At 62.4% G+C, this 14,180-nt stretch carries 12 protein-coding genes; 3 read left to right on the forward strand and 9 right to left on the reverse strand.

What is annotated here, in order from left to right; all coding sequences use genetic code 11:
- Nucleotides 1–68: 68 nt before the first annotated feature.
- From HFC70_RS01005 to HFC70_RS01040, 8 genes are all read right to left on the reverse strand, one after another.
- Nucleotides 69–794 carry a pentapeptide repeat-containing protein gene (locus tag HFC70_RS01005; RefSeq protein WP_168471739.1) on the reverse strand — a complete coding sequence of 242 codons (726 nt, stop codon included), beginning with the start codon at nucleotides 792–794 and terminating at the stop codon, nucleotides 69–71.
- Between the two features lie 207 nt (nucleotides 795–1,001).
- Nucleotides 1,002–3,218: an FAD-dependent oxidoreductase gene (locus HFC70_RS01010; RefSeq protein ID WP_168471328.1), complete on the reverse strand. Its 2,217-nt coding sequence runs from the start codon at nucleotides 3,216–3,218 to the stop codon at nucleotides 1,002–1,004.
- Between the two features lie 32 nt (nucleotides 3,219–3,250).
- Nucleotides 3,251–3,448, reverse strand: a complete 198-nt coding sequence (locus HFC70_RS01015) for a hypothetical protein (protein WP_168471329.1) — start codon at nucleotides 3,446–3,448, stop codon at nucleotides 3,251–3,253.
- Between the two features lie 14 nt (nucleotides 3,449–3,462).
- Nucleotides 3,463–4,671 (reverse strand): acetyl-CoA C-acetyltransferase, encoded by a 1,209-nt coding sequence (locus tag HFC70_RS01020; protein WP_168471330.1) that lies wholly within the window; start codon nucleotides 4,669–4,671, stop codon nucleotides 3,463–3,465.
- Between the two features lie 57 nt (nucleotides 4,672–4,728).
- A complete protein-coding gene (locus tag HFC70_RS01025; RefSeq protein ID WP_168471331.1) occupies nucleotides 4,729–5,058 on the reverse strand; it encodes a type II toxin-antitoxin system PemK/MazF family toxin in 330 nt (109 codons plus the stop codon).
- Complete coding sequence (locus tag HFC70_RS27225; RefSeq protein WP_168471332.1) at nucleotides 5,058–5,315, reverse strand: AbrB/MazE/SpoVT family DNA-binding domain-containing protein; 258 nt, start codon at nucleotides 5,313–5,315, stop codon at nucleotides 5,058–5,060. The genes HFC70_RS01025 and HFC70_RS27225 overlap by 1 nt, the downstream gene beginning before the upstream one ends.
- Nucleotides 5,316–5,374: 59 nt before the next feature.
- The gene (locus HFC70_RS01035; protein WP_168471333.1) at nucleotides 5,375–7,168 is read right to left on the reverse strand and encodes an acyl-CoA dehydrogenase C-terminal domain-containing protein; all 1,794 of its coding nucleotides are present in this window, start codon (nucleotides 7,166–7,168) and stop codon (nucleotides 5,375–5,377) included.
- 84 nt (nucleotides 7,169–7,252) lie between these two features.
- Nucleotides 7,253–7,597: a hypothetical protein gene (locus tag HFC70_RS01040; protein WP_168471334.1), complete on the reverse strand. Its 345-nt coding sequence runs from the start codon at nucleotides 7,595–7,597 to the stop codon at nucleotides 7,253–7,255.
- On the opposite strand from HFC70_RS01040, the gene HFC70_RS01045 reads away from it, so the two are divergent.
- The 3 genes from HFC70_RS01045 to HFC70_RS01055 all read left to right on the forward strand — a co-directional run bounded on the left by HFC70_RS01045 (nucleotide 7,596) and on the right by HFC70_RS01055 (nucleotide 13,328).
- Complete coding sequence (locus tag HFC70_RS01045; RefSeq protein ID WP_168471335.1) at nucleotides 7,596–11,387, forward strand: peptidoglycan-binding protein; 3,792 nt, start codon at nucleotides 7,596–7,598, stop codon at nucleotides 11,385–11,387. The genes HFC70_RS01040 and HFC70_RS01045 overlap by 2 nt on opposite strands.
- A 211-nt stretch (nucleotides 11,388–11,598) precedes the next feature.
- Nucleotides 11,599–12,525: a sulfite exporter TauE/SafE family protein gene (locus tag HFC70_RS01050; protein ID WP_168471336.1), complete on the forward strand. Its 927-nt coding sequence runs from the start codon at nucleotides 11,599–11,601 to the stop codon at nucleotides 12,523–12,525.
- The gene (locus HFC70_RS01055) at nucleotides 12,525–13,328 is read left to right on the forward strand and encodes a TIGR02186 family protein (protein ID WP_168471337.1); all 804 of its coding nucleotides are present in this window, start codon (nucleotides 12,525–12,527) and stop codon (nucleotides 13,326–13,328) included. Before HFC70_RS01050 ends, HFC70_RS01055 begins: the two co-directional genes overlap by 1 nt.
- 19 nt (nucleotides 13,329–13,347) lie before the next feature.
- On the opposite strand, the gene pdeM is transcribed toward HFC70_RS01055, so the two are convergent.
- Nucleotides 13,348–14,073, reverse strand: a complete 726-nt coding sequence (gene pdeM, locus HFC70_RS01060; protein ID WP_168471338.1) for a ligase-associated DNA damage response endonuclease PdeM — start codon at nucleotides 14,071–14,073, stop codon at nucleotides 13,348–13,350.
- Nucleotides 14,074–14,180: the final 107 nt, after the last annotated feature.

The raw sequence follows: 14,180 nt of genomic DNA on the forward strand, positions 1-14,180 counted from the left end.
CCCTATCGTAAGGCCGCAAACACCGCGGTTGTGCCGAGCGGTAGACATCGGATCGCGCGTAGTGTTTGCTATTCCTGCTGGAATTTGCAGGGCCAGCTTGCGGCCTTCTTCAGACCGGTCGGCAGAACCGTGGCGTCGTCTCCGCAGGCCATGTCCAGCTGCCACTGGGTCAGTCCCGTCGCCGCGGACAGATCGACGCCTTCTATGCGGGTCAGGAACATGAAGGCCCGGTCGAAATCGACCGGCTTGGCAAATGCCGCCTGTCGGAAATCGGTACGGGCGAGATTGGCCAGCGAGAAGCGGCTGCCGCTGACATCGGCCCCGTCGAATTGCGAGCGACCCAAATCGGCCTTCCTGAAATCCGTATCGGCAAGATTGGCCTTGGTGAAGTTAGATCGCGACAATTCGGCGCTGACGAACACAGCACCTGGTGCATCCATGCCTCCGAATTCCGTTCTGAATGCTTCGATACCTGAAAAATTCGCGCCCTGGGCCTTGGAACGCGCCAGGCTGGCCCGCACCAGGACGGCGTCCTCGAAGATGGCCCCCGCCAGGTTGCTGTCCCTGAGGTCGGTCGACGTAAAATCGGCTTCGGTGAGGTTGGCGCCGCCGAGATCGCTGCCGTTCAGCATGAGCAGTTTCTTGTCGCAATTCTGCCAGTTGATGCCCGGCGTCGGCGAGACGCGGCATTCATTCGCGGCCAAAGCCTCTTGCCACGAACATCCGAACAAGGCCGCAAGCATCAGGACGCTTTGAAGAATTGCTTTTCTGTAAGTCGTGATCGATGGACGCATATTGTGATCCCACCTGCCAGAACGGCAGTACACTATCCCACTGTACCGGAGCACTATATCGGGCTTGTCGCCGGCCCGAAACCAAAATTCGAGCATGGCTTCATTCATCGCATTTTCACGGCGCGGCCGAAGCCTGTTCCTCGAACAATCAATCGCCAGGTCAAAAAAACAGGCCCCGGAGGGCCTGTTTCACGCGCAATCCGAGACTTATGCCGCCTTGTCGATCTGGCCGTAGGGGTCGAAGCGGCCGTAAAAAGTTTCGCCCTTTTCTGCCATTTCGCGCAGCAGCGGGGTCGGTTTGAAATGCGGGCCGTAGGTGGCTGCGAGCTTTTCGCAGAGCTCTACGAAAGTTTTGACGCCCATACCATCGATGTAGCTGAGCGCCCCGCCGGTATAGGGCGCAAAGCCGAAGCCGAGGATGGAGCCGACATCGGCCTCGCGCGGATCGGTGACGATGCCCTCTTCCACCGTGCGGGCCGCCTCAAGCGCGATCGTTGCCAGGAAGCGCTGTTGCAGGGTCTTCATCGAGACGTCTTCCGGCGCCTTCTGCGGATAAAGATCCTTCAGGCCCGGCCAGAGCGACTTCTTGGCCGGCTTCGGCGGGTAATCGTAAAAACCCTTGCCGTTCTTGCGGCCGAAACGCTCCTCCTTTTCGACAAGCCGCGAGACCAGCTCCATATGGCGCGGATCGACCGCCTTTTCGCCGAGATCGGCGACGGTGGCTTTCAGGATCTTCAGGGACAGATCGATCGCCACCTCGTCGTTGAGCGATAGCGGGCCAACCGGCATGCCGGCGAATTTCGCGGCATTCTCGATCATCACAGGCGGCACACCTTCGATCAGCATGTCGTAGCTTTCGGCCATGTAGCGCAGCACGCAACGGTTGACGAAGAAGCCACGCGTATCGTTGACGACGATCGGCGTCTTTTTGATCGCGGCGACATAATCGAGCGCGACGGCCAGCGCCTTGTCGCCGGTCTGCTTGCCGAGGATGACTTCGGTCAGCATCATCTTCTCGACCGGTGAGAAGAAATGGATGCCGATGAAATCGACGGGGCGTTTGGAATTGCCGGCCAGACCGGTGATCGGCAGGGTCGAGGTGTTGGAGGCGAAGATGGCGCCCTCAGGCAGGACCGCCTCGACCTTCTCTATGACCACCTTCTTGACGTCGCGATCCTCGAAGACCGCCTCGATGACCAGATCGGCGGTCGAGAGCGTGTCGTAATCATCCGACGGGGTGATCAGCGACAGCAGCTTTTCGCCGTCTTCCTTGGTCAGCTTACCCTTACTGATGGCGCCGGCCACCAGACCCTCGGAATGGGTCTTGCCCTTGGAAGCCGCATCCATGTCGCGGTCGATCAGGGTGACGGGAATGCCGGCAGCGGCCGTGACATAGGCGATCGAGGCGCCCATGAAGCCGGCGCCGACGACGCCGACGTGTTTCAGCTGGGTCTTGGGCTGGCCTGCCGGGCGGCGGGCACCCTTGCCGAGTTCCTGCATGGAAACGAACAGCGAGCGGATCATTGAGAAGGCCTCGGTGGTCTGCACGACCTGGGTGAAATAACGCTGCTCAATCCTGAGGCCTGTGTCGAAAGGCACCTGCAGGCCTTCATAGACGCATTTGAGGATGGCGAGTGCTGCCGGGTAATTGCCAGCGGTTTCGCGGCGCAGGATGGCGGAGGCGGCCGGCCAGAGCTGGGCTGCGGCTGGCGTCCAGATGCCACCACCGGGCACCTTGAAGCCCTTTTCGTCCCAGGGAGCGACGGGCTTCAGGCCGTCCTTGATCATCTGCTTGGCGGCCGGGATCAGTTGATCCGGCTCAACCACCTGATGCACCAGGTTCATCGCCTTGGCGCGGCTGGCCGTGAGGCTGGAGCCGGTGGTCATCATCTGCAGGGCGTCCTGCGCATTGGCGAGCCGCGGCACGCGCTGGGTGCCGCCGGCACCCGGGAAGATGCCGACCTTGACTTCCGGCAAGGCGATCTTGACCGACTTGGCGTTTGAAGCAATGCGGCCGTGGCAGGCAAGCGACAGCTCGAACGCGCCGCCCATGCAGGTGCCGTTGATGGCAGACACCCAGGGTTTGCCGTTGGTCTCGATCTTGCGCCACAGCCAGGTCATGCGGCCGGCAGCGTCGAACAGCTTCTGCACGGCATTGGCCGGATCCTTGATCTTTTCCGCCTCCAGCATGGAGAACATGCCCTTGATCATGGTGAGATCGGCGCCACCGGAGAAACTCGACTTGCCGGATGTGAAGACCACGCCCTTGACGGTGCTATCGGCCACAGTGGCATCGACGATCGCCTCGATCTCGTCCATCACCTCGACGGTGAAGACGTTCATCGACTTGTCGGGCATATTCCAGGTCACCAGGGCAATGCCGTCGGCGTCGGTATCAACGGTGAAGTTCTTGTAGGTGCTCATAATGGGATTCCTCTTCCCTTGAATTCAATCACTCAGAAGACGCCGAGAACGGCGCAAAGCCAGCCAACCAACAGGACCAACACGGCCACCAGGGCGAGGTTGCGCAACCGCAACGAACGAACATGACCGGCAGGAACCGGACGGGAGGCCTGCTGCGAAGCCTCCTTCATATTGTCGTCGAGATTCCGCAGCTCAAAATGGCGTTTGGTCTCGTTTTGATGACCGGCCATCTTCGCCTCCTCGATCAGACGCGCTCGATGATGGTCGCCGTGCCCATGCCGGCGCCGATGCAGAGCGTGACCAGGGCGGTGTTCAGATCGCGGCGCTCCAGCTCGTCGAGCACGGTGCCGAGGATCATCGCGCCGGTGGCGCCGAGCGGGTGGCCCATGGCAATCGCGCCGCCGTTGACGTTCATGATGTCGTGGCTGACGTTGAAGGCCTGCATGAAGCGCAGCACGACGGCGGCAAAGGCCTCGTTGAGCTCGAACAGATCGATGTCGGCGATCGACATGCCGGAGCGCTTCAGGAGCTTTTCGGTGACATCGACCGGGCCGGTCAGCATCAGGGCCGGATCGGAGCCGATATTGGTGAAGGCCCGAATGCGGGCGCGGGGCTTCAGGCCCATCGACTGGCCACCGGCCTTGGAACCGACCAGCACGGCGGCGGCGCCATCGACGATACCAGACGAATTGCCGGCATGGTGGACATACGAGATCTTCTCGATTTCCGGATGGGCCTGGATGGCGACGGCGTCGAAGCCACCCATTTCGCCCGGCATCTGGAAGGACGGGTTGAGGCCGGCCAGCGACTGCATGTCGGTGCTCGGGCGCATATGCTCGTCGCGGTCGAGGATGGTGAGGCCGTTGCCATCCTTGATCGGGATGACGGACTTGGCGAAATAGCCTTTTTCCCAGGAATTGGCAGAGCGCTTCTGGCTTTCGACCGCATAGGCGTCGACGTCATCGCGGGTGAAGCCATATTTCGTGGCGATCAGATCGGCGGAAACGCCCTGGGGCATGAAATAGCCGGGGAAGTTGACGGAAGGGTCCATGTACCAGGCACCGCCGGACATGCCCATACCGACGCGCGACATGCTCTCGACACCGCCGGCGATGACGATGTCGTCGGACCCGGCCATGACCTTGCCGGCGGCAAGGTTGACCGCGTCGAGGCCGGAGGCGCAGAAGCGCGAGATCTGGATGCCCGGGGCGGAGAAGGCGTAGCCGGCCTCGAAGGCGGCCGCCTTGGGGATCACGGCGCCGGCTTCCATGACCGGATCGACGCAGCCGAAGATGATGTCGTCGACGGTCGCGGTATCGAGGCCGTTGCGGTCGCGCAGCGCCTCGAGCGTCTTTGCGGCAAGCCGAGGTGTCGGCACCTCATGCAGGCTGCCATCCTTCTTGCCGCGGCCGCGCGGCGTGCGCACGTGGTCGTAGATATAGGCTTCGGTCATCGTTTCTCATCTCCCTTGGTGCGGCCGTTGCGGGACCGCCAAATCATTCTTTATCGGTTATTCAAAGAAGGTACTGACCTTGGCCAAAACCTCGTCGATGATGAAATCCGGCACCCGCTCGACAAATCGCGCGCCTCTGGCCTGAAGATCGACAGCCCTCAGTTGATTACATAGGACCACACCGGCGCTCCTTGTGCCCGCGCCGGACAAGGAAACCGCAAATCCCTGGTGGCGGGCAAACCCACCGCCACTGGTGATCGGCGCGACGATCGGCGTTCCGAGCTTGTTGAACAGGGCTTGCGTAACGACCAAAACGTAACGGGCCTTCGCCTGCTCCCGTCCTATCGTCGGCTCAAGATCGACGTGCCAGACGTCGCCCCGCTGCATTAGATGACTTCCCGGCCAACGGGCGGGTCGTTAAGCCATTCCAGATCCTCTTCCGAAAACGGGGCATCTGGATCACACTGTGCGACCAACTCCTCCAAGGTATATTTCGGGCGCTTCCGCGGGGCGGCGACGATCCTTCCCTCCTCAGCTGTGACTTCGAGTCTCGTATTCGCCTGGAGACCCAAGCTCTCCAGGACGCTTTTCGGGATCGTCATGACGACCGAGCCGCCAACGGTACGCAAGGTTGATACAGCCATTTTCCACCCTCATCCAAAGTTATATAAATATATAACTTATCGGCCAATTGGACAACATCTCAGAACGCGTCTGCCGCCATGTCCATCAGGCTGTCAGCGCCGGCTTCGATGCGGGTCTTGCGCAGGGCGGTTTCCGGCATGATCTTCTCCATGTAGAAACGGCCGGTTTTCAGCTTGGTCTCCAGATAGTCGGTACGCGGATCGCCGTTGGCAAGGCCGTCGTTGGCGGCTTTCGCCATTTTCGCCCACATATAGCCGAGCACGACCAGACCGAAGAGATGCATGTAATCGGTCGAGCCGGCGCCGGCATTGTCGGGCTTGGCCATGGCGTTGGACATGAACCACATGGTGGCGGCCTGCAGGTCGTTGAGGCCCTTCTTCAGGCCCTTGGTGTAGAAGGCGAGTTTTTCGTCGGAGCGGTTTTCCTCGCAGAAATCGCCGATCTCCTTGAACAGGGCCATGGCAGCGCGGCCGCCGTTCAAGCCGAGCTTGCGGCCAACCAGGTCGAGTGCCTGAATACCGTTGGCACCCTCATAGATCATGGCAATGCGGGCATCGCGGACATACTGGCTCATGCCGTGTTCTTCGATATAGCCGTGGCCGCCGAAGACCTGCTGGGCCATGACGGCATGCTCGAAACCCTTGTCGGTCAGGACACCTTTGAGGATTGGCGTCATCAAACCGAGAATATCGTCGGCCGCCTGCTTTTCGGCAGCGTCCGTCGAGCGATGGGCGATATCGGATTTCAGCGCGGTCCACAGCGTGAAGGCGCGGCCGGCCTCGGTGAAGGACTTGATGGTCAGCAGCGAGCGGCGGATATCGGGATGGACGATGATCGGGTCGGCCTTCTTGTCCGGCGCCTTGACGCCCGACAGGGAACGGCCCTGGATGCGTTCGCGGGCATAGTGGACGGCATTCTGATAGGCGATCTCGGCGACCGAAAGGCCCTGAAGGCCGACGCCGAGGCGGGCCTCGTTCATCATGACGAACATGGCCGAAAGGCCCTTGTTTTCGGCACCGATCAGATAGCCGGTGGCCTCGTCATAGTTCATCACGCAGGTGGAATTGCCGTGGATGCCCATCTTGTGTTCGATGGCGCCGCAACTGACGCCGTTGCGGGCGCCGACCGAGCCGTCGGCCTCGACCAGGAATTTCGGCACGATGAACAGCGAAATGCCCTTCACGCCTTCCGGCGCGCCCTCGATGCGGGCCAGCACGAGATGGATGATGTTGTCGGTCATCCCATGCTCGCCGGCCGAGATGAAGATCTTCTGGCCGGAAATCCGGTAGGAACCGTCGCCGTTCGGAACGGCCTTGGTGCGCAAGAGCCCGAGGTCGGTGCCGCAATGGGGCTCGGTCAGGTTCATGGTGCCGGACCAGATGCCCTCGACCATTTTCGGCACATAGGTCTGTTTCTGCTCATCGGTGCCATGCACCAGAATGGCCGCGATGGCGCCCTGGGTGAGGCCTGGATACATGGTCAGCGCCATATTGGCCGACGACATATATTCGCCGACCGCGCTGTGCAGCGTATAGGGCAGGCCCTGGCCGCCGAATTCCGGGGGAACGGCCAGACCGCTCCAGCCGCCCTGACAATAGGCGTCATAGGCCTGCTTGAAACCCTTGGGCACGGTCACCGAGGCATCGTCGTGACGGGTGCAGCCTTCCTGGTCGCCAGACAGATTGAGCGGGAAAAGCTCCTCTTCGGCAAGCCTTGCCGCTTCGCCAACGATCGCTTCGATCATGTCGGGGCTGGCATCCTCGAAACCGGGCAGATTGTTGTAGCGGTCGAGACCGAGGACGTCGTTCAGAATGAAAAGCGTGTCGTTTACGGGAGCCTTGTAGACCGGCATTTTCCATCTTCCTCCAAAGACTTGTCACCGGGGCATGCCCGGTCTGGTTCATGCTTATATAAAATATTGACGTTTGCGTAAACGTCAATATTTGCACGGCAGACATTTTTTTGGAGTCCGCACGACCGCGCCGGGCGCGCCGATGTCCGGCCTTTTTCCAAGATATTGTCGAATCGTTAAAAAATTCCCGTCCCAGTTAACGGCTTGTTTACCACGTTTCGTGAATTGTTGCCGGTGAAACGTGGTGCGTCGGATGCGGTTCGTCCGGTTGCGCAGGACGAGATCCGGCGCAGCCAAACGAACGACGGAAGAACATACATGCCGCCCTGCCCGGCGGCCTTGTCCTTCCTGCAACAGCACGACCCGGGAAAGCCTTATTCTCGTCCGCCGAACGGCAGCGAGCGACAAAGTCGAAGCGAGCAAGAACATGAACGGATCGCGATCTACTCCTTCCCGCCCGGCCGGCTCGTCATCGCTTGATGCGCTGAGCCGTACGATCGAGGGATTGGAAGCCCGCATAGAAGGCTTGATGGTCGGAACAGCCCGCGACAGCCGGCCGGCCGAAGAACCTCGGCGCGAGGCGCCCCGCGAGCGTGACGGCCGAGGCGAACGCGAGTTGCGCGCAGATCCGCTTGCTGAAATCCGCCAGCGCCAGCGGGCGCTCGAGGCAAGCCGGCCACGTGCGGCCGAGCGCGCCTATCGAGACACGCCGAGCGATATTCTGGCCCGCTCCGCTGCGCCAATGACGGCGCCGACTGCGGCTGCCAAGCCATACCCGGCCGCGGCGCAAGCCCCATCCGATCTGGTGCTGAAGGACATTACCCAGGCTCTGCTCAGCCTGCGGCAGGATCTCAAGCAGGACATTTCCGAAAGCCTGGCGCGGGAAGTGAGTGCGCTGCGCTCGGAGATCCACGGCATCCGGACGATTGCCGAGGACCATCCGCTGCATGCCGACATGCGCGAGGACCTGGCGCGCATCGCCAGCGGCATCACGGAACTCGGCCAGAACGCCGCTCCCGGCAGCGACAGATTGCGGGCCGAATTCGACGACCTACGCTCGCTGATGGACGGACTGGCGCGGGAAGATTCCGTGCGCCACATGGAAAACCGCTGGAGCACGCTTGAGACAAAGCTGCAGCGGCTCGACACCGATGCCCTGCAGGAAGAATTGGTGTCGCTCGCCTATCGGCTGGATGACATCAAGAAGCAGCTCGGCACGATGGGCGACGCGCGCTCGGTCCGTGCCCTTGAAGACAAGCTGATGGCGGTTGCCACGGCGCTCGAACATATCGGCTCGCATATCGAGCCCAACGAGCGGGCGATGAACGACCAGTTCGCCGGCATCGACCTCAGGCTCGACGAAATCACTCGCGCCATTGCAGCCGGCGGGCGCAGCAGCGCGTCCAGTGTCGACATGGACCTGATCGCCCGCCTCGAAGATCGCATCGGCGCCATTGCCCGGCAGATCGAAACCATGGCGATCAATGCCGCCGCCCGGCCGGACCCGGCCAGCGAACTGGGCAGCCGGATAGAGGCGCTTTCGGCGCGGATTGAGGAACTGTCCAGCGAACAGGCCGCCAGCAAGCTCGAAGAACGGCTCGACCACCTGTCGCTGCTACTGGAACGCTCACAGAAGCCTGTGGCGCAGCCGGAGCTGACCGGCTACCTCGCCGATATTTCCCGCAAGATCGATGCGCTCGACCATGGCGCGGTCAACGACCGGCTGGCCGAACGCCTGGAAATTCTCGGCCGCCGCATCGAAGACATCGAGCTGCCGCAGGCCGCTCCTGCCATGGACGACCGGCTGCTCCGGAGCCTCGACGATCGACTGCACAGCATTGCAATTCGGCTTGAGGAAACGACGGCCGCGCCGCTTGGCGACCAGGCAAGCCTCAGCAGCCTCGAAGAACAGATCGCCCATCTTTCGGCGCTGATCAGCAATACGCCGATTGCCGGCGGCCCGCAGACCGAGCAGTTCGAGGGTCGCATGGCGGCGCTCGAAGACTATTTATCGACCAGCGACGAATATATCATCGAGGCCGCCCGCCAGGCAGCCGAAGCCGTAATGGACAATTATGCCCGCCAGCAGGGCCAATCCCATGGCGTCGAAGCGAGCCAGGGCCTGGAAACGATGGCGGCCCTTGCCGATCATCTGAAGCACCTGGAAGAGATCAGCCGCGGCACCGAGGAGCGGACCCACCGGACCTTCGAGGCGCTGCACGAAACCCTGGTGCAGATTGCCGAGAAGCTCGACCAGATGGACCAGCGCACGGCCGCGCCGGCGCCGGCCTTTGCCCGCCCGGAGGCGATAATGGCCGCCAGTGTTGAACGCGACATGGACGCAGCTGCCGCCTCGCATCTCAGCACCGTGCGGCGCGAGCTGGAGGCCGCCTTCCAGTCGCCGGAGACCCAACAGACACCGCCGGCAGCCGACAACAGGGGCACCGCCTCCGATTCCGTGGCACCGGTCGAAGCACAGGCTGCCGCCGACAAGAAGCCGGGCCGCCCAAGCCTTTTGGCCGGGCTTGGCAAGCGGCTGATCCCCGGCCCGAAGAAGGACGAGCCGACCGCCACCAAGAAGCGCGACATGATCGACCCCTCGCCGTCGATCGACCCGGCCGACATGCTGCCGCCGGAAGAGGCCAACGAATTGCTGGAGCCCGGCTCCGGCACGCCGGATGTGCGCAAGATCCTCGAACGGGTGCGCGCCAGCCAGAACGCCGCCCGCGCCGGCACCTCAGGCACGGCGACAACAGGCGCCGATGACCGGGCCGACTATATCGCCGCTGCCCGTCGCGCCGCGCAGGCCGCAGCCCAGGAAACCGACCGCAGCCAGCGCAGCCCGATGGCCAAGCTTGCCGACGAGGTCAACGCCGGCTCGACCTTCAAGCGCTACCGCCGGCCCATTCTGATGGCTGTCGGCGCCGTGCTGCTGGCCGCCATGGCGCTGCCGCTGGTCAACACCCTGACGCGCGGCGAAAAGGCTCCAGATGCTGCGATCGAGGCGATCGAGCCGCCGGAAAGCAGCCAGGCTCCCGGCCCCGCCGGTGCCCTGCCCTCTGGACCGACCGCCGACACCATGAGCGCCGAAACTGCGCCCGCAACCACCGACGACCTGTCGGTACCGCCAGCACTTGAAGAGAATGTCGCACCGGCGGAACAGCCTGCAGTGGACGAAAGCGCACCCATCGAAGCCGCACCCGTTGCGCCGGTCGAGCGTCCAAGCGCCAGCCTCGACAATGCACCGATGGATGGCGGCAGCGACGTCGACACGCTGGCACCGGCTGGAACCGTCGCCGAACCCGACGGCCTGGCGCCGCCCGCAACCGCGATGGCGCCTGAATCTGCGCCGGCAACCGCCACGATCGAGATTCCGGAAGGCATTACCCCGCCATCGCTGACCGCTGCCGCCAAGGCCGGCGATCCGCTGGCGCTGTTTGAAATCGGCGCGCGCTTCACCGAAGGTCGCGGTGTTGCCAATGATCTGTCCAAGGCCGCCGTCTGGTACCAGCATGCCGCCGACCGGGGTTTTGCTCCGGCCCAATATCGCCTCGCCAATCTTTATGAAAAGGGCACCGGCGTCGAACGGGATATCGCCAAGGCCAAGGCGCTCTACCAGCAGGCTGCCGATGCCGGCAATGCCAGCGCCATGCACAATCTGGCCGTGCTTTACGCCTCGGGTGCCGATGGCACGCCGGATTTTGCCAAAGCTGCCGAATGGTTCACCAGGGCAGCCGAGCTTGGCGTTTCCGATAGCCAGTTCAACCTTGCCGTCCTCTTTGCCCGCGGCAACGGCGTGAGCCAAGACCTTGAGGCCTCCTACAAGTGGTTTGCGATCGCCGCCAAGGACGGTGACAAGGATGCCGCCAAGAAGCGCGACGAAGTCGCCAATGCCATGCCGGCCGAACGGCTGGAACAGGCGCGCGCGACCGTCGACCTTTGGAAAGCCAAGCCGCTCAATGCCGACGCCAACGCGGTGGATGTTCCGGACGAATGGGCCGGCAAGGGTCTGAAGACCGCCAGCGTCGACATGGACAAGGCGATCCGCAACATCCAGGCCATCCTCAACAACAACGGTTTCGACGCTGGCACGCCGGACGGCAAGCTTGGCAAGAAGACGATCACCGCGATCAAGGCCTTCCAGACCTCGATCGGTCAGGAACCGACCGGCCGGATCAACGACCAACTGGTCACGGCGCTGCTGGCACGAAACAAATGACGGATTGCCTTCATAAAACCTGAAAAAAGCAAGAGTAATCCGATGTCCTGAATTGACTCGGGGTTGCTTGGGGCGCATGAAAAGTTATGGTCCAGGGCCGTTCCAGCCCGCCAATGGACAAGTTTCCGCGCCGCGACGGTATCACGTGGTCATCCGCACTTAATAAGGTTCACCCGCTCGCGCGGGCATTCGCAGTTTTCGAGGGCCGACCGTGACAATCTACCTGCCGATCGCAGAATTGTCGGTGAACATCTTCATCATTCTCGGCATGGGCGCGGCCGTCGGCTTTCTCTCGGGCATGTTCGGCGTCGGCGGCGGCTTCCTGATTACGCCACTGCTGATCTTCTACAATATTCCGCCTGTCGTGGCCGTCGCCACGGGCGCCAATCAGGTCGTGGCCTCCTCGGTCTCCGGCGCCATCACCCATTTTCGGCGCGGCACGCTGGATATGAAGCTTGGAACCGTGCTGCTGATGGGCGGCCTGACGGGTGCCACGGTGGGCGTCTGGATCTTTTCCTGGCTGCGCAGCCTCGGCCAGCTCGATCTGTTCATCTCGCTGCTCTACGTGGTGTTTCTCGGCACGATCGGCTCTCTGATGCTGATGGAAAGCCTCAACGCCATGCGGCGCGCGGCGCGCAACGAGCCCGCCACGCTGAAACGGCCCGGCCAGCACAACTGGGTGCACCGCCTGCCCTTCAAGATGCGCTTCAAGAAATCGAAGATCTACCTGAGCGTCATTCCGCTGATCGGCCTCGGCTTTGCGATCGGCATCCTGACCTCGATCATGGGGGTCGGCGGCGGCTTCATCATGGTGCCGGCGATGATCTACCTCCTGCGCATTCCAACCAATGTGGTGGTCGGCACCTCGCTGTTCCAGATCATCTTCGTCACCGCCTATACGACCATCGTGCAGGCGGCGACCAACTATTCCGTCGATATCGTGCTGGCCTTCATCCTGATGATCGCCGGCGTCATCGGCGCCCAATATGGCGTGCGCGTTGGCCAGAGGCTGCGCGGCGAACACCTTCGCGCTTTGCTCGGACTGCTGGTGTTTGCCGTCGGTGTGCGCCTGGCGATCGAACTGGTGGCAACGCCGGCCGATGTCTATTCCGTGGCGATCGGAGGCTTTGGAAACTGATGCGCGCCCTGTTCTTAGCCGCTCTGCTGCTCGGTGCCACCCTGCCGGCCATGCCGTCCCTGGCACAGATCCCGTTTCTGGCGGCCGATTCGACCAAGGAAAGCCTCGATATCGGCACGTCGACCAGCGAAATTGCCATTACCTCGGATTTTCGCGGCGCAGACCTGACGGTGTTCGGCTCTCTGAGCAATACGGATTCCCTGCTTCTGGCTATCGGCCAATATGACGTGGTCGTCACGCTCGAAGGGCCGCGCACCGATGCGACCGTACGGCGCAAGGAGCGGCTGTTCGGCATCTGGGTCAACCGGCTGTCGATGAGCTTCGAGCGGGTGCCGGAATCCTATTCGCTGGCCGCCACCCGGCCGGTCGCCAATATCTCGACGCCGCAATTGCTGGCGGAACTCGGGGTCGGCATCGACTTCCTGCCGCTGACACCCACCGGCTATTTCGGCAATGCCGTCAGTCTCGTCGATTTCCGCGGGGCCTATCGGCGGCTTCAGCAGACGCATGGGCTTTACCAGCACGACACCAACGGGGTGCGCTTCGTCAGCTCCAGCCTGTTCAAGGCAACCCTTCGCCTGCCGGCCAGCATTCCCGACGGGGTGCATGTCGTGCATGCCTATCTCTTCAAGAGCGGCGAGTTCATCGCGGAACGGGAGATGCGGCTGCGTGTCGTCAAGACCGGCCTGGAGCAGACGATCTCGCAGGCTGCCCATCAGAACCCGGTGATCTACGGCATGTTCTCGGTCATGCTGGCGCTGATCACCGGCTGGGGCGCCAGCCTGATCTTCCGCAAGGATTGACGGTCGGAGTGTTTGCGGGCTAGCCAAGCAGATTGGCAAAACGCACGGAATAGAGCCGATCGCGGCCCAGCAGATGGGCGATCAGCGCCTCTTTGGCGAAGAGGCCGGTAAACGCCTTGTGACGCAGATCGAGACCACCAGTCAAAACGCCGAAGGCCGGCATCAGCAGACGCACACCATCGGTTGCGAAACAGGCGCGGCGCACCGATTTTTCGCGGCGGCGGACCGTGGCCGCGGGATGCAGATGGCCGGCGATTTCGCCGGCACCGGAAATCAGCGAGGGTTCGTGCCGGAAGGTCAGCCCGCCATAGCAGATTTCATCGGCCGACTGGCCCGGCAATCCGCAAATGCCGTCGGGATCATGATTGCCGTTGATCCATATCCATTCGCGGCCACGAGCGAGCGCTTCAACCATCACGCGGAATTCCGCCGGCATCAGCGCCGAGCCGATGCGATCGTGAAAATTGTCGCCGAGACTGATGACGATGCGCGGATCGTAGCGGGCGATGACCTGCTCGAGGTTTCGAAGCGTTGCCAGGGTATCGTAGGGCGGCAGAAGCTGGCCGCGGCGGGCAAAAGCAGCGCCTTTTTCCAGATGCAGATCGGAGACAACAAGCAAGTCGAGGTCCGGCAGGAAAAGAGCGCCAGAGAGATCGCAATGGGCAACGACGCCGTGGAGAACGATCTCCACAGTCGTGTCCGCCTGGTCGACATCCATCCGCCGTTTTGCTGCTAAGCCTGTCATTCCCATTCCCAGTCATCGCCCCTACCGGGCCTAAAGCGTGTCGCGATCTTCCAGATTCGCTCCTTACGCTTTATCCCCTTATTTTACCGCATGTCGTTCTCCCGAAA

The organism is Agrobacterium sp. a22-2, from assembly GCF_012276985.1.
GTDB lineage: Bacteria > Pseudomonadota > Alphaproteobacteria > Rhizobiales > Rhizobiaceae > Allorhizobium.

Coding starts and splice junctions, on each gene's coding strand:
- HFC70_RS01005 (WP_168471739.1), bottom strand. CDS start 794: ATGCGTCCATCGATCACGACTTACAGAAAAGCAATTCTTCAAAGCGTC.
- HFC70_RS01010 (WP_168471328.1), bottom strand. CDS start 3,218: ATGAGCACCTACAAGAACTTCACCGTTGATACCGACGCCGACGGCATT.
- HFC70_RS01015 (WP_168471329.1), bottom strand. CDS start 3,448: ATGGCCGGTCATCAAAACGAGACCAAACGCCATTTTGAGCTGCGGAAT.
- HFC70_RS01020 (WP_168471330.1), bottom strand. CDS start 4,671: ATGACCGAAGCCTATATCTACGACCACGTGCGCACGCCGCGCGGCCGC.
- HFC70_RS01025 (WP_168471331.1), bottom strand. CDS start 5,058: ATGCAGCGGGGCGACGTCTGGCACGTCGATCTTGAGCCGACGATAGGA.
- HFC70_RS27225 (WP_168471332.1), bottom strand. CDS start 5,315: ATGGCTGTATCAACCTTGCGTACCGTTGGCGGCTCGGTCGTCATGACG.
- HFC70_RS01035 (WP_168471333.1), bottom strand. CDS start 7,168: ATGCCGGTCTACAAGGCTCCCGTAAACGACACGCTTTTCATTCTGAAC.
- HFC70_RS01045 (WP_168471335.1), top strand. CDS start 7,596: ATGAACGGATCGCGATCTACTCCTTCCCGCCCGGCCGGCTCGTCATCG.
- HFC70_RS01040 (WP_168471334.1), bottom strand. CDS start 7,597: ATGTTCTTGCTCGCTTCGACTTTGTCGCTCGCTGCCGTTCGGCGGACG.
- HFC70_RS01055 (WP_168471337.1), top strand. CDS start 12,525: ATGCGCGCCCTGTTCTTAGCCGCTCTGCTGCTCGGTGCCACCCTGCCG.
- pdeM (WP_168471338.1), bottom strand. CDS start 14,073: ATGACAGGCTTAGCAGCAAAACGGCGGATGGATGTCGACCAGGCGGAC.